This window comes from Burkholderia sp. WP9 (assembly GCF_900104795.1).
GTDB lineage: Bacteria > Pseudomonadota > Gammaproteobacteria > Burkholderiales > Burkholderiaceae > Paraburkholderia.
On record NZ_FNTG01000002.1, the window covers coordinates 2606202 to 2625898 of the forward strand.

General features: G+C 63.4%; 12 protein-coding genes. All 12 read left to right on the forward strand.

All coding sequences use genetic code 11. The features are described from left to right. Nucleotides 1-183 precede the first annotated feature (183 nt). A complete protein-coding gene (locus tag BLW71_RS32755) occupies nt 184-3657 on the forward strand; it encodes a transglutaminase family protein (RefSeq protein ID WP_091807020.1) in 3474 nt (1157 codons plus the stop codon). A gap of 29 nt (nt 3658-3686) precedes the next feature. Then, nucleotides 3687-6335 carry a circularly permuted type 2 ATP-grasp protein gene (locus BLW71_RS32760; RefSeq protein WP_091807021.1) on the forward strand — a complete coding sequence of 883 codons (2649 nt, stop codon included), beginning with the start codon at nt 3687-3689 and terminating at the stop codon, nt 6333-6335. Further along, entirely contained in the window at nt 6332-7222 is an 891-nt protein-coding gene (locus BLW71_RS32765; protein WP_091807022.1) for a transglutaminase family protein, read from the forward strand. Before BLW71_RS32760 ends, BLW71_RS32765 begins: the two co-directional genes overlap by 4 nt. 369 nt (nt 7223-7591) lie before the next feature. Beyond that, nucleotides 7592-9691: a fimbria/pilus outer membrane usher protein gene (locus BLW71_RS32770; RefSeq protein ID WP_177205155.1), complete on the forward strand. Its 2100-nt coding sequence runs from the start codon at nt 7592-7594 to the stop codon at nt 9689-9691. 466 nt (nt 9692-10157) lie between these two features. Then, nucleotides 10158-11111 carry a lysophospholipid acyltransferase family protein gene (locus BLW71_RS32775; RefSeq protein WP_177205156.1) on the forward strand — a complete coding sequence of 318 codons (954 nt, stop codon included), beginning with the start codon at nt 10158-10160 and terminating at the stop codon, nt 11109-11111. 60 nt (nt 11112-11171) lie between these two features. Then, entirely contained in the window at nt 11172-12377 is a 1206-nt protein-coding gene (locus BLW71_RS32780; protein ID WP_091807024.1) for an HlyD family secretion protein, read from the forward strand. Between the two features lie 12 nt (nt 12378-12389). Beyond that, complete coding sequence (locus BLW71_RS32785) at nt 12390-14507, forward strand: peptidase domain-containing ABC transporter (protein ID WP_091807025.1); 2118 nt, start codon at nt 12390-12392, stop codon at nt 14505-14507. Next, nucleotides 14500-15804, forward strand: a complete 1305-nt coding sequence (locus BLW71_RS32790) for a TolC family outer membrane protein (RefSeq protein ID WP_091807026.1) — start codon at nt 14500-14502, stop codon at nt 15802-15804. Before BLW71_RS32785 ends, BLW71_RS32790 begins: the two co-directional genes overlap by 8 nt. A 185-nt stretch (nt 15805-15989) precedes the next feature. Then, on the forward strand, nt 15990-16412 hold the full coding sequence (locus BLW71_RS32795; RefSeq protein ID WP_091807027.1) for a MarR family winged helix-turn-helix transcriptional regulator: 423 nt from the start codon (nt 15990-15992) through the stop codon (nt 16410-16412). Nucleotides 16413-16493: 81 nt separating this feature from the next. Then, nucleotides 16494-16910, forward strand: coding sequence for a MarR family winged helix-turn-helix transcriptional regulator (locus BLW71_RS32800; protein ID WP_091807029.1), 417 nt, complete (start codon nt 16494-16496; stop codon nt 16908-16910). A gap of 91 nt (nt 16911-17001) precedes the next feature. Beyond that, complete coding sequence (locus tag BLW71_RS32805) at nt 17002-18111, forward strand: HlyD family secretion protein (protein WP_177205157.1); 1110 nt, start codon at nt 17002-17004, stop codon at nt 18109-18111. Between the two features lie 7 nt (nt 18112-18118). After that, nucleotides 18119-19690 (forward strand): DHA2 family efflux MFS transporter permease subunit, encoded by a 1572-nt coding sequence (locus tag BLW71_RS32810; protein WP_091809163.1) that lies wholly within the window; start codon nt 18119-18121, stop codon nt 19688-19690. Nucleotides 19691-19697 lie beyond the last annotated feature (7 nt).

The window sequence follows — 19697 nt, forward strand, 5'->3', positions numbered from 1 at the left end:
TGGAGATGGCAGGAGAAAGGGTGCTCGGTTCGATCGACCGGACGGTCGGCCAGGCGCGGCAAACTTCATCGCAGGCGGTGATCCGGGCAGTACGGGCAGTTCAGGCGGTTTTTCGCACTTGTTCAATAAACGGCATGAAGCTTGCTTTTTGGCGGGCTGCCATCCTTCGTCCAGGAGTCCGGTGTGTCCATACGCGTCGCGTTGCATCATGTCACACATTACCGCTACGACAGGCTGGTTTCACTGTCGCCCCAGGTCGTGCGTCTCAGGCCTGCGCCGCATTGCCGGACCCCGATCCTGTCATATTCGATGCGGGTCGAGCCGGCCGAACATTTCATCAACTGGCAGCAGGACGCGTTCGCCAACTATCAGGCGCGGCTGGTGTTCCCCGAGAAGACGCGCGAATTCAAGGTGACGGTCGATCTGATCGCCGAAATGGCGGTCTACAACCCGTTCGACTTCTTTCTGGAGCCTTCGGCCGAGCGATTCCCGTTCGAATACTCACCCGGCCTCGCGCTGGAACTCGCGCCGTACCTCGTCAAGCGGCCGATGACGCCGCGCTTCGCCGAATTCGTCAAGAGTATCGACCGCACGCCGGCCGCCACCGCCGACTTTCTCGTCGGCCTGAATCAGCGGCTGCAACGCGAGATTCGCTACCTGATCCGGATGGAGCCGGGCGTGCAGACGCCCGAGGAAACGCTCGTGAGCGCGGCGGGATCGTGCCGCGATTCCGGCTGGCTGCTGGTCGAGACCTTGCGGCAACTGGGGCTGGCGGCGCGCTTCGTGTCCGGCTACCTGCTGCAACTCGCGCCCGACGTCAAATCTATCGACGGCCCCAGCGGCACCGAGGTCGATTTCACCGACCTGCACGCGTGGTGCGAGGTGTATCTGCCGGGTGCGGGCTGGATCGGCCTCGATCCGACCTCCGGGCTGCTGGCGGGCGAAGGGCATATCCCCGTCGCCTGCACGCCCGAGCCGGGCAGCGCGGCGCCGATCTCCGGCGCCGTGGACGAATCCGAGGTCGAGTTCGAACACACCATGTCGATCGAACGGGTGCTGGAGACGCCGCGCGTCACCAAGCCGTTCAGCGAAACCGTGTGGGCCGACGTGCTGAAAATGGGCGCCCACGTGGACCAGCAACTCGCCGGCATGGACGTGCGTCTGACCATGGGCGGCGAGCCGACCTTCGTCTCGGTACGCGATCGCGACGCCGCCGAATGGAACACGGACGCGCTCGGCCCGACCAAGCGCGGCTACGCGGTCGCGCTGATGGAAAAGCTGCGCGCGCGCTACGGCGCGAACGGCTTCCTGCATATCGGCCAGGGCAAGTGGTATCCGGGCGAGCAATTGCCGCGCTGGGCCATGTCGCTGTACTGGCGCGCCGACGGCGAGCCGTGCTGGCACAACCCCGCGCTGTTCGCGGACGAGCGCGAGCCCGGCACCTACACGGCTGCCGACGCGCAACGCTTCCTCGCGCATCTGGCGACGAAGCTCGCGCTCGACGCGGACTGCATCCAGCCCGGCTTTGAGGACGTCTGGTACTACTTGTGGCGCGAGCGCCGTCTGCCGGTCAACGTCGATCCACTCGACGCGCGGCTGGACGACGAACTGGAGCGCGTGCGTCTGCGCCGCGTATTCGACGCGGGGCTGGGCGGCGCGACCGGTTACGTGCTGCCGCTCGCGCGCGAACGCGAGGTGCCGCACGAGGCGCCGAAGTGGGTCAGCGGCCGCTGGTTCTTCCGCGACGAGCGCATGTTCCTGATTCCGGGCGATTCGCCAATGGGCTATCGACTGCCGCTCGATTCGCTGCCGTGGGTGTCGAAGACCGACTACCCGTATCAGCACGCGCACGACCCGTTCGCGCCACCGGTGCCGTTGCGTTCGGCCGCGCAATTGCGCATGCAATACGACGGCGAGCAACGCGGCATGAGCCCCGCCGATGCGCGACGCGCGGCGGCATTGTCGACTTCGGCGGCGGAGCTGCTGAGCGGCATGCCGGGCGGCGGTGTGCTGGCCTATGCGCGTCAGCCCGGCGATGAGCCGATGCCGGCGCGCGGGCAGTCGTCGAAGGAAACGATCCGGACGGCGATTTGCGTCGAAGCGCGCGACCCGAAGCGGGCAGCCGGTCCAAAAGCCGAAACGGAGGCGTTCGGCAGCGGGCGGACTCTGCTGCATGTGTTCATGCCGCCGCTCACCGAACTCGACGACTATCTCGACCTGCTCGCAGCCGTCGAAGCGACGGCCGCCGAGTTGCGCATGCAGGTGGTGCTCGAAGGTTATCCGCCGCCGCGTGACGCGCGCCTGAAAGTGCTGCAGGTCACGCCGGACCCCGGCGTGATCGAGGTGAACATTCATCCCGCGGCGAACTGGGAGCAACTGGTCGACCACACGGAGTATCTGTATCAGTCCGCGGCGGAGAGCTATCTCAGCAGCGAGAAGTTCATGACCGACGGCCGCCACACCGGAACCGGCGGCGGCAATCACTTCGTGCTCGGCGGCGCGACGCCCGCGGATAGTCCGTTCCTGCGCCGCCCCGACCTGCTGGCGAGCCTGATCGCTTATTGGCACAACCATCCATCGCTGTCGTATCTGTTTTCCGGGCTGTTCATCGGACCGACCAGCCAGGCGCCGCGGGTCGACGAAGCGCGCAACGACCAGGTCTACGAGCTCGAAGTGGCGTTTCGCGAATTGCAGCGGCAGATCGACATGCTCGGCGGCCGCGAAAGCGCGAGCCTGCCGCCGTGGATGATCGACCGGTCGCTGCGCAACATCCTGATCGACGTGACGGGCAACACGCACCGCGCCGAGTTCTGCATCGACAAGCTCTATTCGCCGGACGGCCCGACCGGCCGTCTCGGCCTGCTCGAATTGCGCGGCTTCGAAATGCCGCCGCACGCGCGCATGAGTCTGGTGCAGCAACTGCTGCTGCGCGCGCTGGTGGCGCGCTTCTGGCACACGCCGTACACGCAGCGGCTCACCCGTTGGGGCACGGAGTTGCACGACCGCTTCCTGCTCGGCACCTTCGTGAAGATGGATTTCGACGACGTGCTCGGCGAACTGAACCGCGCGGGCTACGCTTTCGACAGCAGCTGGTTCGCGCCGCACTTCGAATTCCGTTTCCCGCTGGTCGGCGAAACCACGGTGAACGGCGTCTCGCTGACGATTCGCAACGCACTCGAACCGTGGCATGTGATGGGCGAGGAGGGCTCGGCGGGCGGCACGGTGCGTTACGTGGATTCTTCGGTGGAGCGGCTCGAAGTGCGTGCGCTCGGCCTGAACGACAACCGCCATGTGCTGACCGTCAACGGCGTGCCGGTGCCGTTGCAGCCGACTGGCCGCGTCAGCGAATATGTGGCCGGCGTGCGCTTTCGCGCGTGGTCGCAGCCGTCGGCGCTGCATCCGACCATCGGCGTGGACGCGCCGCTCACTTTCGATCTGGTCGATACATGGAGTGGCCGCTCGGTGGGCGGATGCCAGTATCATGTCGCTCATCCGGGCGGGCGCAATTACCAGACCTTCCCGATCAACGCCTATGAGGCGGAAAGCCGGCGGCGCGCGCGCTTCTTCGCGACGGGACACACGCCGGGGCCGCTCACGGTCGATGCACCTCAGCGCAGTCTGGAGTTTCCTTTCACACTGGATCTGCGCTACTGGTAAAACCAGCACACACTTAAAACGACACGACCTTGGCCTTTCAATCGACTTTTCCCTTCGAAACGTCCGCGGCGCGCGCGGACGCTTCGTCCCTGTTGCGCCTGCTACCGGCCCACGAGGGACACTGGGACGAGTTGCGCGACGCCTCGGGCGCGTTGCGCGAACCGTGGCGGCAGTTCTTCGAGCGGCTGGGCGAAGTCGGCATCGCGCGGCTCGACGACGATCTCGCCTCGGTCGCGCAGCAGATCCGCGACAACGACATCAGCTACAACGTCTACGCGGATAACGGCGAGCCGCGGCCGTGGGCGCTCGACCTGCTGCCGTTCCTGATCGGCGAGGACGAGTGGGCCCATATCGAGCGCGGCGTGACGCAGCGCGCGCATCTGCTCAACGCGATCGTCGCCGATATTTATGGGCCGCAAACCCTGCTCGAACGCGGGCAATTGCCGCCCGCGCTGGTGTTCGGTCATCCCGGCTATCTGCGCTCGGTGAAGGGCTTCACGCCGCCGGGCGGCCAGTATCTGCAGGTGGTCGCGGTGGATCTGGCGCGCACGCCCAACGGCGACTGGACCGTGATGGCGCATCGCACCGAGGCGCCGTCCGGGCTCGGTTACGCGCTGGAAAACCGCCTGATCATGTCGACGCTGTTCGCCGATCCGTTTCGCGCCTTGCGTGTAAGCCGGCTCGCGCCGACCTATTCGCAACTGATCGCGACCCTCGTGCAGGCGGCGCAGGCCACCATGCGGGACGACGGCGAAGGCGTCGACCGTTCGCCGCATATCGCCTTCCTCACGCCGGGGCCGTTTAGCGAAACCTACTTCGAGCACGTGTTTCTGGCGCGCTATCTCGGCGTGACGCTGGTCGAAGGCAAAGACCTGACGGTGCGCGATGACAAGCTCTACCTGAAGACGCTCGCCGGTCTCGAACGCGTGCACGTGGTGCTGCGGCGTCTGGACGACGCGTTCTGCGACCCGGTCGAGCTGCGCGCCGATTCGAGCATCGGCGTGCCCGGTTTGCTGCAGGTGATGCGCGCGGGCAATGTGATCGTCTCGAACGTGCCGGGCTCGGGCTTTGTCGAATCGCCGGCCCTGCACGGCTTTCTGCCCGGCATTGCCGAAGTGCTGCTCGGCGAAGACCTCGTGCTGCCGAGCGTGCCGACATGGTGGTGCGGCGAAAAGGCGGCGCGCAATCATGCCTTCGCGCGCCTCGACGAGGCGTTCATCGTGCCGACGTGGCCGGTCACCGGGCGCGATGCGCCGCCGGGCGTGGAGCAGGGCAGGCAGCGCCTGTCGGCGTGGCGCGAGCGTATCGAGGCCATGCCGGACACCTACACGATCCAGCAGGCGCAACGTTTTTCCTGCACGCCGCGTTACGAAGACGGCACCATTGGCCGCCGTCCGTCGGTTCTGCGCGTCTATGCGATTGCGGACGTCAACGGCGGCTGGCATGTAATGCCGGGCGGTTTCACCCGCCTCGCCGCCGAACGCCAGACCACGGTGTCCATGCAGTATGGCGGCAGCAGCGTCGATACGTGGGTGCTGTCGAGCCAGCCGACTTCGACCTTCACGTTGCTGCCTTCGCCGATGCAGCCCGCCGACCTTGCGCGCAAACACCGCACCGTGTCGAGCCGCGCGGCGGAAAACCTGTTCTGGGCCGGGCGGTACGGCGAGCGCGCCGAAAACAACGTGCGGCTGCTACGCCTGATTCTCGGCTCGCTGGAAGGCAACGACGCCGACGCAATGTTTCCGACCCTGGTCGAACTCGCCATGCATTGCGGGCTCGTGCAATCCGGCGACATGTTCTCGCCCCATTCGCCGCAAGCCTTCGAGCGCGCTCTCGTTGCCAATCTGAGCGAGAGCACCGGCGCCGCGAGCATCGGCCAGAACCTGAACTGCCAGGCGCGCTCGAACGGGGAAGTGCGCGGGCGTCTGTCGAACGATCACTGGCGCACGATTCTCGCGGCGCGCAACGACTTCCGCGACGCGTTGCAGACACTGATGCCCGCTCCGGGGTACAGCGGTGGGGGATCGCAAGGCAACGGCAATAGCAATGGCAACGGCAACGGCCGTGGCGAGCGCTACGAACGTTACGATCGCGTCACGCTGATGAACGCGCTCGAACGCCTGTCGGTGCAGTTGTCGGCGATCAGCGGCGCACAGGGCGACCGCATGACACGCGACGAAGCGTGGCGTCTCCTGTTCGTGGGCCGTCACATCGAGCGCGTGTCGGCGATGACGTCGTTCCTGCGCGTAGTCGCCGACAAAGGTCAACTCTCCACGCCCGCCGGCTTCGACCTGCTGCTGCAGTTGTTCGACAGCACGCTCACGTATCGCTCGCTCTATCCTGGCCGCTTCGAGGTGCCGGCGCTGCTCGACCTGCTGGTCATCGAGCCGACCAATCCGCGCGGCATCTACGGCGTCTACGAGCGTCTGCGCAAGAAGCTCGACGAGATCGCGGTGGCGGCGGGCAGCACGCGGCATCGTCCGTTCGCGGAACTGATGGCGCCTGCCGCTTCGTTGCCTTCGCTCGAATCGCTGTGTACCGTCGACGAAGACGGCGCCTATGCCAATCTGATTGCGGTATGCGATCAGATCGGCGCTTATGCCGGCGCGGCCGCCCATGAAATCAGCGCGCGCTATTTCAGTCACGCCAGCACCGTCGCTTCGCAGGTGTGGTCATGAAGAACGCGCCGACCGTGCTGTCCGTTTCGCATCGCACGACTTATCGCTATTCCACGTATGTGGAGATCGCGCAGCATCTCGCGACAATCCGGCCGATCGCCTGCGCGTGGCAGCGCGTGGTGTCGCACAGCGAAACGATCGAACCCGAGCCGTCGTATCTGAATAGCCGCATCGACGCATTCGGCAACGACGTCCTGTATTTCGCGCTGGATGCGCCGCACGAGCGCTTGCAACTCGTCAGCGAAACCACGGTGGCGCTCACGCCGCGCTGGACCGACCTCGATCCCGAGGCGACACCCGAATGGGACGACGTGTCCGACGCGCTGCGGTTTCGCGTCGGCGGGCAGTTCCGGCCCGAGGTGGAGTTCTGTTTCGCGTCGCCGAACATCGTGCCGCGGCCGTCGCTGCGCGCCTATGCATTGCCGAGTTTTCCGCCCGGCATGCCCATTGCCGCGGGCGCGATCGATCTGATGCACCGCATTCACGAAGACTTCGCCTACAAACCTTCCGCGACGATGTTCGATACACCCGCCGAACGCGCCTTCGAATTGAAGAGCGGCGTGTGCCAGGACTTCGCGCAGGTGATGATCGGCTGCTTGCGCTCGCTGGGATTGCCGGCGCGCTACGTGAGCGGTTATCTGCGCAACGATCCGCCGCCTGGGCAGCCGCGTCTGATCGGCGCGGACGCGTCCCATGCGTGGGTGTCGGTGCATTGCCCCGGCAGCGGCTGGATCGATCTCGATCCGACCAACGACGTGCTCGCCGATGTGGATCACGTGACGCTTGCAATCGGCCGCGATTACAGCGACGTGTCCTTGCTGCGCGGGATGATTCTCGGCGGCGGCGCGCATCGGGTGGAAGTGGGTGTGACGGTTCTCGCGCTTTAGGCGCGGGCCGCATGCGGCGGGCCATTTCCAGCGGCTATTCCAGTTAGCTTTTCTAGCGATCGACAACGTTCCCCAACTTGCGTCGCGACGCATTCGTGTCGCGACTTCGCCGCTCGCTTCTGAGCCGCGCTGATCCCACCTCGACAGACGCCTTCGCTCGGTGGATGTCCATTCCTTCCGTCGCCGGTATCGCCCGTAATTCCTACGACATCTTTGGGAAAGTTCCGACTTTTTCTCAGTGAAATCGTATAGCTGACGAGATCGTCAACGCGGATACTTTCACACGTTGCCGCGTGCCTACCGCCGCGCGCAGAACAAACGTTGATAGTTGAAATGGCGGCAAAAAGACATTCCGAATTCACCCGAGGATTGAGCAGACGAGCGCGGCGGCGCACGCATGCGCTGATGTTCGGTGCGCTAGGCGCCTGTGTGTCGGCGCCGGGGCATGCGCAGACCATCACCGGCGCCGGTGCGCAGTTCAACGATCAGCGTGACGATGGCGCGAATGCTTCCGCTATGGAGTCGGGACAGGCGGCGCCCGGGAGTGAATCGCTCGTAACCGCGCATGCGGAAAGTCCGTCGGCGGCGCTTGGTTACGCGTTCAATACGTTTCGCACCTCGGGGCAAGGGGCGGCGGATACACAGCGTTACTTTGGCTTTAACGCAGGCGTCAATATCGGCAGTTGGCAAGTGCACGAGCGCGGTGCGGTCCAGTCCATGACGGGGCGAGGCACGTCATATCAGAACATCGCGACTTATCTGCAGCGAGACATTCCGTCGTTGAAAACCCGGCTCGCTCTTGGCGACCAGTTCACGGACGGCGCTGTGTTCGACAGCATCGGCGTGCATGGCGTAAAGGTGGAGAGCGTCGATAGCGCGGTGCCCGAGGTCGTGTCCGGCTATGCGCCGATGGTGCGCGGCGTGGCAATGTCGAATGCGCTGGTCACTGTGACGCAGAACGGCAACCGCTTATACGAAACCACGGTTGCGCCGGGACCGTTTGAAATCAACGACGTCGCGGCAACCGGTTATGGCGGCAATCTGCTTGTCACCGTGACGGAAGCCGACGGCAGTCAGCACAGTTTCACCGTGCCATACCCTTCGGCCGTGCCGCTTTTGCGTCGGGACTCGACGCGATTCAGCGTCGCCGGTGGTGTGGCGCGTGACCCGCAGATCAAGCGCCACGACGCGATGCTGCAGGGCACGATCCAGCACGGCTTCAGCGGTTCGGTAACGGGCTACGGCGGGGCGGTTGCCGCGGACGGTTATCTGTCCGGCTTGATCGGTGCGGCGATCCGCACGCCGATCGGCGCGCTGTCGGCCGACATCTCGGCGGCTCAGGCCGACGCGCCGCAATCGCAAAGCACGCGTGGTGCAAGCCTGCGCATCGGCTATAGCAAGTTCATCGAGCCGACGAATACGAACGTTTCGATCGCCGTGTATGGCTACTCATCAGGCGGCTTCCTCTCGCTGCGCGACGCGCTGCTTACACGCGAGGTGGCGTCGGCGGGTTCCGGCGTAAACGGCGTCGGACATCGGCGCAGCCAGATGCAGATTGCGCTGAACCAGCGCCTCGGCGGCGCTGCCGGTACGCTTTATGTGGTCGGCTCGACGTCGGACTACTGGAACCATTCGGGATCCGAAACGGAGTTTCAGATTGGCTACTCCGGCGCGTTACGCGTGGCCAATGCGAATCTGAATTACACCGTATCGGCTTCGCGGCAGCGCACCGGCTTGAGCGGACCCATGAGCAACCAGCTGTTCGCCACCGTCTCCGTGCCGCTTGGCAAGGCGGAGCATGCTCCGCTGCTGTCGGCGGGCTTGATGCATGACAGTCATGCCAACTGGTCCGAGCAGGCAATCCTTGCGGGTTCCGTGGGTGCTGCGGATGAACTGAAGTACGGCATGTACGGGACGCACTCGGAGCGCTCGAGCATAGGTGGCGGCAATGTCCAGTACCGCAGTCCCTACGCGACTTTCGGAGCAAGCGCGAGTGGCGGTTCCGGCTATTCGCAGGTGGCGGCGAACATTCGGGGCTCGGTGTTTGCTCGCAGAGAAGGCATCACGATCACCGAAGCAGCAGAAGACAAAGCCGACACCCTCCAACCGAAGGGCGGCCTGGATGCCGGCGCGTCGGCGAACCCGGACCTGAGCGCGGGCAGTCCCGGCCATGCGGCCGTGCCGCACCTGCTGCCCGGCAGCGCGGATCCGATTGAAGTCGGTCCTCAGAGCGCCCGGCCCGACAGCAAGGTTGAGCCAACCAGCCTGGAGCCAGCGCCGCCGTTGAATGCGGTAGTCGTGACGCGCCAGTCTGCGAGCGACAACATTGCTTCGAATGTCGCAACGGTTGACCAGACAGAAGGGGCGGAACGGCTGATGTTGTTCATGAATGCGGTGCCCATGAAGGTGTATGCACGCAATGCGGTTGTCTCATGGTCGGATGTCGAGCGTGGGAACGGGCATCACTAGTTTCACCCGGGGGCGCGCCAACGGGATTGAGCGGGTAGCTGAAGAATTCGAGGATTGGCCGAGCTTCGCAAGAGGCAAAGCCATGTTTTGCAGGGCGTAGTTAGAAGTAGACGTAGAAGTTGTAGTTATCCTAATTTTAAATTTTTTATCTCAAGGCAAGAAAATGCAAAAGATCGATCGTAACGCACTGGCTCAATCGGAAATCGCCGGCGGCTGCTGCAAGTGCTGCTGTGCTCCGGCAAGCTCGGCGTCGAAGTCCGCAGCACCGACCGCGGCGCCGGCAGCAGCTCCGGCAGCCAAGCCGGTCGCGCGCAGCTAAGCAGCGTCGCAATAACGGTGTAAGGACGGGCTGATTGCCCGCTCACCGTCTCGCGAAGCCCGGTCGTTCAAGATCGGGCTTCGCGTCCGGACAACGAATCATGGCGTTCCCGTGGAACGGCTGTCTCACCGTGACGAAGGAACGAGCATGCGGTTATTCATAGCGTTGCGTGGGTTGCCTGCCGCTTTCAGGCGCGGCGCGAGACATAGCCGCGACCGCCTACAAGGCGCTTGCCTGTCGCGCATTCCTCTGCGCGCGATCGAGCCGCTTGCAATGACCGCATGGTATGTGCGGAGTCGCTTCAACGCGAGGCTCCGCTGGAGCGGTATCGAGCGGCGGGAAGTCGGGCGCGACGTATTGAAGCTCGACCATCTCGACAATCGCCGCGTGCTGCCGGGCAGGGTGCTCGAGAAACTGATCGATCAACGGCTTCATTTCGGCCGCCAGCGCAATCGCGCGGAAGCGTGGCCGGATTTGCAGCGTGCCGCGACCGTGCTGGCGCAGATCATCAGGAAGGTGAAGGCCGCGACGCCTGATCGGCCAGTCATCGTTTCGCCATTTCACTACGTCTCGCAATACGCCAACATCTACTTGGTCGATGAACTGCGCAAACAGCTCGGACTTGCGTCGATCGGCGTCGTATCGGGGGTGCCGCAGAATATCTACGGAAGCGATGAGGCGATGATTCCGCACATCGACATCCTCCACACCTACAGCGAAACGAATCGCAGCGGATTGGGTTTGCGCGCGGCGCGCTCGCTCAAACGCAACGGTGTCGTCGTGCTGTTTTCGGATGCGCCGCCGTTCACGCTGAGCGGGTATCCCATGGAGACCGTCGGCGTTTCCATTTTCGGCCGTCCGGCGCGGATTCATAACGGCGTATTTCGCATGGGCGCGCCGCTCGACGCGCTGCTGCTGCCGTTCTATCTGCGCTTTGAGCATGGGCGTTTTGGCGCTTTCGTATTCGATCCGCTCGAACTGGCGCATGGCGACGCGCCTCAACGTCTCGCCGATTGCATCGAGCAAGCGTTAAGAGACAACTATGCACGTGCGTTGGCCGCCGGACATCCTTCAATGTACGCATTCGCGCCAGTCAGATAACTCACGCAGTCACCGCTAGAAAAAACAGCTCGTCTCCAGCAGAGAGGCGGCAGGACAGTCATGGACCCAACCAGTATCCCGCAGTACAAAGACATTTCCTGGCGATGGATCGCCTATGCCGCGTCGGCGATCGTGGTGGTTGCCGTCGGCTTCGGCTTCCTGCATGAAGTGGAACTCAAGCAGGACGTGCAGTGCGAAATCGTGTCGCCATCGGAAGTGAAGGTACGCGGTTTGAGCGGACTCGTGACCTCGGTGTACGTGCGGCCGTCGGAGCGCGTGGCAGCCGGTGCGCCCTTGTTCACGCTGCAGCGTGACCTGTCGCTGTCGAGCGACGGCCGTCAGCGCACCGTGTTCGACTCGCAAATGCGCGACGAACAGATTCGCGTCGCAGACGAACAATACGCCCAACGCAAGGCGCAATTGACCGCACAGCGGGATGCTTCGTTGCTGACGGGTTCGAGCCGTAAAGCGGAGCTCATTGCGTTGGATGAACAGATTTCCCAGAACCGCCAGCTTTCCGACGAATCGCAGCAGAAACTCGTGCGGCTCAAGTCGGTGTCGGACTACGTCACCGCGGATCGTATCGAGCAGGCGAGTGCCGATGAGCACCAGGTGAAGGTTTCCATCGCCCAAGGTCTGGCGCGCCGCGAACAGTTGCTCGGCGAGATGTCGACGCTCAACGGCGCGCTGATCGACCTCAACGCGCAGCTGAAAGAGAACGACGCGCGGCACGAACAAGGCATTCAGGAAATCCGGATGCGCTTCGAACAGTCGCGCCAGGACGCGACAATTTCGGCACCGCAAGCCGGGGTCGTCACGTTTTCGAAACTCGTGACGGGCCACACGCTGGAGGCGTCCGACGTTGCGCTCGTGATTGCGACCGACGACAAGGGCGCATTGCGGGCGGCGCTGCGCATTCCGTCGCGCCGTCGCGGGTTCGTCGAAAAAGGCCAGATCGTGCGGCTCAAATTCGACGCGTTTCCTTACGCGAAATTCGGCAGCTACGAAGCACGCATCGACGCCATATCGGACACGACGATGCAGTCGTCCCCCTCGCTTCCGGGCATGCCCGGCTCGCTCGCCGCTCAAGGCGGCGGAGACGGCGACTACCTGGCGTGGGCGACGCTACGGGGCAAGACCTTCGACTACGGCAAGCAGCATTTCGACATCTTGCCCGGTATGCGCGCTACGGCGAGCATCGTCGTCGAGCGTAGAACGATTGCCGAATGGGTGTTGGCGCCGCTTTTCCGCATGATCAGAGGCTAATCAGGGGGCCCAGTGCGAACGATTTATCAGAACGAAGTCGCGGAATGCGGCTATGCCTGCCTGGCAATGGTGCTCTCGCATCTTGGCCGCGCAACCGAGGTGCGCGAATTGTCCGCCTTCAGGCCGATCTCGGCGAACGGTCTATCCTTGATGGACCTGTACGACGTGGCGACCGAATTCGGCCTCGCCGTGCAGGCTTACCGGTTCGACGTGGCGGATTTGCCGTCGGTCAAGCGAGGGTCGATTCTTCACTTTGGCGGCGCGCATTTCGTGGTGTTCGAGAAATGCGGCCATGGCTATGTTCAGGTTGTCGATCCAGCCAGCGGCCGGCGGCGCGTGTCCATGGATACGTTCGTGGCGAGTGTGTCGGGCTATCTGCTCGAATGTTCCGCTACGCCTTCCATGCCGCGCATTCGCGCGAAGTCGCAGGTGCCCGGCGCGCTTGCCCGCGTACGGGCGTTGAACCCCGCACTGCGCAAGCAACTGGCGAAAGTGCTGTTCGTCGCACTGGGCAGCCAGTTCGCGATCCTCGCCATGCCCTATCTCGGCAACCTCGTGCTCGATTATGTGGTATCGGCGGACAACATCAATCTGCTGAGCGTGCTTGTTCTGACGTTTGCCGGCATCTTCGCGGTCGGTGCGCTCAGCCAGTACGTGGAGACTCGTCTTGTCGAATTGCTGCATCAGCTTACGCAAATCAACATGACCGAAGGTTTGCTCGGTCATCTGCTGCGCAATCCGATGTCGTGGTTCGAGAAGCGCCACGTCGGCGACATTTTTGCGCGCATCAAGGCGCAGGACGAGATCAGCGTCCATGCGACCCGAACCGTGACGGCGATGTGCATCGATATCGCTGTGGGGACGCTCGCACTCGTGCTGATGCTCGTGCAAAGCCGGATGCTGACGGCCGTGGCTCTCGGCATGTTCATCGTCTATCTTGCGGTCGCATTGGGCATGTTCGCTCGCATGCGGGACAATCATGCACTCGTGCTCGAGACGTCGGCACGCTGCGACGATGCGTTGATCGAGACGATCCGGGCGGCGAGCCTGATCAAGCTTGCTCAGGGCGAAACGCGCCGCACGGCGCTCTTCATGATCAAGTACAAGGAATATGTCGCGGCGCTGCTGACGAGTAACCGGCTGACCAGCGCTCGCGACGCCATCCTCAAGTTGGTCCAGTATGCGGACACGATTGTGATCACCTGGTTTGCCGCGCGGCTGATGCTGGCCGGCACGGTATCCGTGGGCGTGTTCTATTCGTTTCTGATCTACAAGTCGCTCATGTCCGAGCGTCTTGCCCACGCCGTCAATGGTGCGTTTGCGTATTTCATGCTGAGTGTGCCGACCGCGCGGGTGGCGGACATCGTCGAGTGTGAAGAAGAGCGCTACACGCCGCTTGCCGACTGCAATCGTGTGACCGAGATACGCATGTTCGAGCGTATTGAAGTGCGCCATGTCACGTTTCGCTACGGCGTGTCCGACCAGCCGGTGCTACGCGATGTGAGTATCGATATCCGGCACGGCGACAAGATTGCCATTACGGGGCCTTCGGGCGCCGGAAAATCGACGTTGTTCAAACTGTTGTCGGCCGCCGAGCCGCTCCAGGAAGGCCAGATCGCGCTCAACGGCATTGCGTGGCCCAATCTGACGGTCGACGAGATCCGGCGGCATGCCGCGCACATGCGTCAGGGGGACCTGATTCTGCACGGCTCGATCGCCGAAAACATCACGTTGTTTGCTGCCAGTATTGACGAAGACCGCGTGCATGCGCTCCTCGAAGACGTCGGCTTGTTACAGGACGTCATGCGCCTGCCGATGCGCACACGCACGGTGATTAGCGACACGATTGCGAACATTTCGGCGGGCCAACGGCAACGATTGCTGTTGGCGCGCGCGCTCTATCAGGGCCGCAGTCTCCTGCTGCTCGACGAGCCGACGTCCAATCTCGATCCGGCTTCGGTGCAGCACGTGGCCGCCTTGCTGCGCCGGCTGACCTGTACGGTCGTGGTGATTACACACGACCGGTCCCTCGCCGCCGCGTTCGATGTTCGATATCGGCTGATGGACGGCGCGCTGGTGCCCGAGACGCCTGATCACGCGCACCGGTTGCCGGAGCCGACCTATGTTTGAGTTCCGCCTCGCGCGCCTGGCCGTCAGCCTGTCGTGCGCCATTGCGAGCCCCGCGTTCGCAACGGACCTTCTCACGGTCACGCAACAGACGCTAGGTCGCGACTCCACCCTCGCGCAGGCACGCGCCGGCTACGCGGCGGCACAGCAGGCCGTTCCCCAGGCGCGCGCCGGCCTGCTGCCGCAAATTTCGGCTGGTTGGGGGCGCACCTATAACAGCATAGCGACCGATGGTTTTCCGAAGACCACATACTGGCAGTCGGGATGGACCATCAATATTGCGCAGCCATTATTCGACTGGACGAAGTGGAGCACCTACAAGCAGGCGGATTATGTCGAAGCGCGCGGCACGGTCGAATTGAACGCCGCGCAACAGGCCGCGATTCTGCGGGCCGTACGCGTGTATTTTGAAGCGCTGGTTGCCGAGGACGAACTGCGGCGCGTTAGCGAATACGCGAGCGCGGTCGATCAGCAACTTCAATTGATCAACCGGAGTAAAGCCGGTGGGGAAGCGACGCTGATCGATCTGCGCGACGCCCAGACCGCGCGCGAGAAGGTGGCGCTCGAACAGATGGATGCTGAAAATACGCTGGCAGCCAGGCGCCGGGCGTTCGAGCAAGCCACGGGCGTGCCGTTCGAGACGCTCGCGCGATTGCCTGACTCGTTGCCGATGCCGCGCCTGCAGCCTGAGGACATCGACGCGTGGGCCGGCCAGGCGAAAGATCACGCGTTTGAGGTCCAATTGAAGCAACTGGATTGGCAGATTGCCAGAATGGAGGTGAGCAAGGCCACCTCGGCGCATCTGCCGTCTCTTTACCTGACCGGAAGCTATACCCCGGCGGGCGCGGCATCCGGCTACTCGCGTCCCACGACGACAACCACAGGCATGCTCGCCATCTCGATACCGGTCTTTTCCGGCGGTGAGACGCAGGCAAAGGTAAAGGCGTCATCTGCTCTGGAAGACAAGGCGCAAGAGGGTCTTGCAGGCGCCTCGCGTGACGCCGAGGCGGCGGCGCGTGACGATTACAGCCGCTATCAATATGGGCGTACGCGAATCGATCTGCTCACGCATCTCGTGGCGTCATCGCGAGAGGTGCTGGCGGCGACTCGGGTCGGCTTCCGGGTGGGTAGTCGAACAGCCAGCGACGTCCTCAGAGCGATCGATGCGCAGTATTCCTCGCAACGCGATTTGCTGGCCGCCCGCTATAGCGCCATCGTCGCGTTGATGCAACTCAAGGGCGACACGGCCGCGCTGAGTATCACCGACGTGGTCCAGATCAACGACATGCTGGTGCGCTGAACCCGAACGGCCTCGACACGAGACAAGCCTCACTGCACGAGCGCATGCCATGAGGCTTGCATCGACAATTCAACCCACGCCGGGCAGGCACACGCCTAGGAAGCCGTGGTTGACCGGATTGTGCAACACAGTGTTCAATCCAGCTAAACTTGACTCTGTGCGTATGCACATATAGACTGCCCTTCATGAACCGTCCTCTCTCTTACGACGAATGCAACTGTTTCGCGCTGCGCCAGGCGGCGCGCCACGTCACGCAAATCTATGAGCGGCATCTCGGTGCCGTTGGCCTGACGGCTGCGCAGTTCACGATTCTCGCCAAACTCGCGCGTACGCCGAATCTGCCCATGGTGGATCTGGCGGATGCCATGGTGATGGAACGCACCACGTTGGTCCGCGCCATGAAGCCTTTGCAGCGCGAGGGGCTGGTAGTAGCCGAATCGGCGGAGCATGACGGCCGCACGTTGCTGTTCAGCCTGACGGACAAGGGCGAAGCGACGTTCGACCAGGCCGCCATTGCGTGGCGTGCGGCGCAGGAAGAGTTTGAAACGAAGTTCGGCCATGCGCGTGCCAAAACGTTGCGCGCCGAGTTGTTCAGCATCACAGGATAGTTGAGGCGCACGCGCTCGTTGATACGAGCTTTAGCGCGCCTGCTTATGTGCATACGCACTCACAAACGAGGAAGTGCCGCAATGGAAGGGCTAATCGACGACGACTGCTTTGCGATCCGCCAGGCCGCACGATATGTCTCACAGATCTACGACCGGCACCTGGCGAATGTTGGACTAACCATTACGCAGTTTTCGCTGCTGGGACGGCTCAAACGCACCGGCCCCATGACGATGAGGCAAATGGCCGAGGCCATGCGCATGGAACGTACGACGCTGGTTCGCACGATTCAGCCGCTGCGCCGCAACGGTCTGGTGTCGAGCGAGGCACTCGGCGCCGACGCGCGGGCGCTGACGATCACGCTGACAGCCGCAGGGGAAGAGCGGTTGAAGGCAGGCCGTGAACATTGGTATGCCGCGCAGGCGGAATTCGAGCATCGTTTTGGCGAGCGGCGCGCGGCCGCTCTGCGTAGCGAGCTGTTCGCCATGACTCGGGATTGAATCCAACGCCGCGAGTGCGGCACCGGCCCACCGGCGCAATCCAAGCGCCGTTTTTTTCACCTTAACGAGTGCATACGCACATATCGACATCATGTCCACTACTCCAGCGACTATCGCCCCGCCGAGCGCGGCGCAGACCGCCAAACCGGCACGGCGTATTCCGTGGATGTTGCTCGCGATTATCACGGTCCTCGTGGTGCTGGCGCTTGCTGCGTCGTATTGGTTCTTCGCCGGCCGCTTCGTCGAAACGACGGACGATGCATACGTGGGCGGAGATGTCACGGTAATGGCGCCGAAGGTGAACGGTTTCGTCACGGACGTGCTCGTGCATGACAACCAGTTCGTCCACGCGAACGACGTGCTGATCCGGCTCGACTCACGCGATTACGACGCGCGGCTCGCGCAGGCCACGGCGGAAGTGCAGAGCGCGCAAGCCGCGGTGACCGAACTGCAGGCGAAGAAATCCTTGCAGCTCGCCACCATCAACGAGCAGGCCGCGGAAGTCCGCGCGTCCGGCGCCGAATTGACCCGCAGCGCCGCGGACCAGACGCGTTACCGCGAACTGGTGAAGGACGAGGCGGTATCGAATCAGGTCGTCGAACGCGCGGATGCCGATCTGACCAAAGCACGCGCCGCGGTCGATCGCAGCGGCGCCGCGCTGATCGCGGCGCAACGCCAGATTGCCGTGCTCGACGCGCAGATCGGCGACGCCGAGGCGCGCATCGCCACGGCGCAGGCGGCCCAGCGTGTGGCGGCCCTGAACGTGGAGTACACGACGATTCGCTCGCCGATCGACGGTTATGTCGGCAATCGCACCGCGCGAGTCGGCCTGCTGGCGAACACCGGCGTGTCGCTGCTGACCGTGGTGCCTTCGAGCGGACTCTGGATCGACGCCAATTTCAAGGAGGACCAGTTGAAGAAAATGCGCGTCGGCGACAGCGTCGACGTCGATCTCGATGCGTCGAGCAAGCGCATTCACGGCGTCGTGGAAAGTCTGGCGCCGGCCACCGGTGCGACCTTCAGCGTACTGCCCGCCGAAAACGCCACGGGCAACTTCACGAAGATCGTGCAGCGTGTGCCGGTGCGCGTGCGGCTCGAAGCGCCGAAGGACATGCAAGGCGTGCTGCGCCCGGGCCTCTCGGCAACCGTGAAAGTGCATGTCGATGCCGCTCCGGTCGGCAATACGCCGGCGCGCGGATGAGCCGATCATGACTCAAGTTCTCGCCAACCCCGCCGACCTGCCGACACGCACCAAAGTGGCGGCGTTCACGTTGATGTGTCTAGGGTTCTTTATGGCGACGCTCGATATTCAGATCGTGGCGTCGTCGCTCAAGGATATCGGCGGCGGTTTGTCCGCGAGCCAGGACGAACTCTCGTGGGTGCAGACGTCGTATCTGATTGCTGAAATTCTCGTTATTCCGATGTCCGGCTGGCTGACCCGCGTGTTCTCGACGCGTTGGGTGTTCGCGTTTTCCGCGCTCGGCTTCACGATCACCAGCATGTTGTGCGGTCTCGCGTGGGACATCAATTCGATGATCCTGTTCCGCGGTTTGCAGGGCGCGCTCGGTGCAGCGATGATCCCGACTGTGTTCACCACGGCGTTCGTGCTGTTTCCCGGCAAGCAGCGACTGATTGCGTCCACCACCATCAGCGCGCTCGCCACGCTCGCGCCGACCATCGGCCCGGTGATCGGCGGCTGGATCACGTCGCAATGGTCGTGGCACTGGCTGTTCTATCTGAACCTCGTGCCGGGCGCCGTCGTCACGGTGATGGTGCCGAAATACGTGCACTTCGACGAGGTCGATTTGTCGCTGCTGAAAAAAGGCGACTACCTCGGCATTCTTCTGATGTCCGGGTTTCTCGGTTGCCTTGAATACGTGCTGGAGGAAGGACCGCGCAAAAACTGGTTCGGCGACGACCTGATCCTCACGTGTACATGGGTGGCGGCGATCTGCGGATTCCTGTTCATCGTGCATGCGTTCACAGCGAAAGAGCCGATCGTCGACTTGCGCGCATTGGCGATCCGCAACTTCGGCATAGGCAGTCTGCTGTCGTTCATCACCGGGATCGGGATTTTCTGCGCGGTGTTCCTGACGCCGGTGTTTTTATCGCGTGTACGCGGGTTTGATTCGTTGCAGATCGGCGTGGCGTTGCTGTCGGTAGGCTGTTTCCAATTAGTCGCCATGGTGGCGTACTCGGTGGTCGCGCGCTTTGTCGATATGCGCGTGCTGCTGGTGTTCGGGCTGGTGCTGTTTGGCGTCGGCTGTTATCTGTATGTGCCGCTGACCAATCAATGGGGCTGGCAGGAGTTGCTGATCCCGCAGGCGTTGCGAGGCATCGGCCAGCAGTTCTGCATTCCGCCTATCGTGACGATGGCGCTGGGTTCGTTGCCGATGTCGCGGCTTCGTTCCGCCAGCGGCCTGTTCAATCTGATGCGTAACCTCGGCGGCGCGATCGGCATTGCGGTGAGCAGCACGATGCTCAACGACCGCCTGAACCTGCACTACGAGCGGCTCGACGAGCATCTGAACGTAGGCCGTCCGGTGGTCGAGTCGATCTTGCAGCAGCAAAGCGCACATTTCGCGGCAGTGGGCGGCAACGTGCTGAATGCGGCAAACGCCGGGCTCGGCGAACTGCACGCGCTGCTGTTGCGCGAAGCACTCGTCCTCACGTTCTCCGACACCTTTTTCGCCCTGTCGCTGTGCTTCCTGGTCGGCCTGCTGAGCGTGCTGTTTTCGCGCCCGTTCGGCAACTCCGCGCCGCCGCCCGACGCTCACTGAGGAATTC

Bases quoted from the DNA above. Each gene is read 5' to 3' on its own strand.
- BLW71_RS32775 (WP_177205156.1), top strand. From the start codon at position 10,158: ATGCGGTTATTCATAGCGTTGCGTGGGTTGCCTGCCGCTTTCAGGCGC.
- BLW71_RS32790 (WP_091807026.1), top strand. From the start codon at position 14,500: ATGTTTGAGTTCCGCCTCGCGCGCCTGGCCGTCAGCCTGTCGTGCGCC.
- BLW71_RS32795 (WP_091807027.1), top strand. From the start codon at position 15,990: ATGAACCGTCCTCTCTCTTACGACGAATGCAACTGTTTCGCGCTGCGC.
- BLW71_RS32800 (WP_091807029.1), top strand. From the start codon at position 16,494: ATGGAAGGGCTAATCGACGACGACTGCTTTGCGATCCGCCAGGCCGCA.
- BLW71_RS32810 (WP_091809163.1), top strand. From the start codon at position 18,119: ATGACTCAAGTTCTCGCCAACCCCGCCGACCTGCCGACACGCACCAAA.
- BLW71_RS32805 (WP_177205157.1), top strand. From the start codon at position 17,002: ATGTCCACTACTCCAGCGACTATCGCCCCGCCGAGCGCGGCGCAGACC.
- BLW71_RS32765 (WP_091807022.1), top strand. From the start codon at position 6,332: ATGAAGAACGCGCCGACCGTGCTGTCCGTTTCGCATCGCACGACTTAT.
- BLW71_RS32780 (WP_091807024.1), top strand. From the start codon at position 11,172: ATGGACCCAACCAGTATCCCGCAGTACAAAGACATTTCCTGGCGATGG.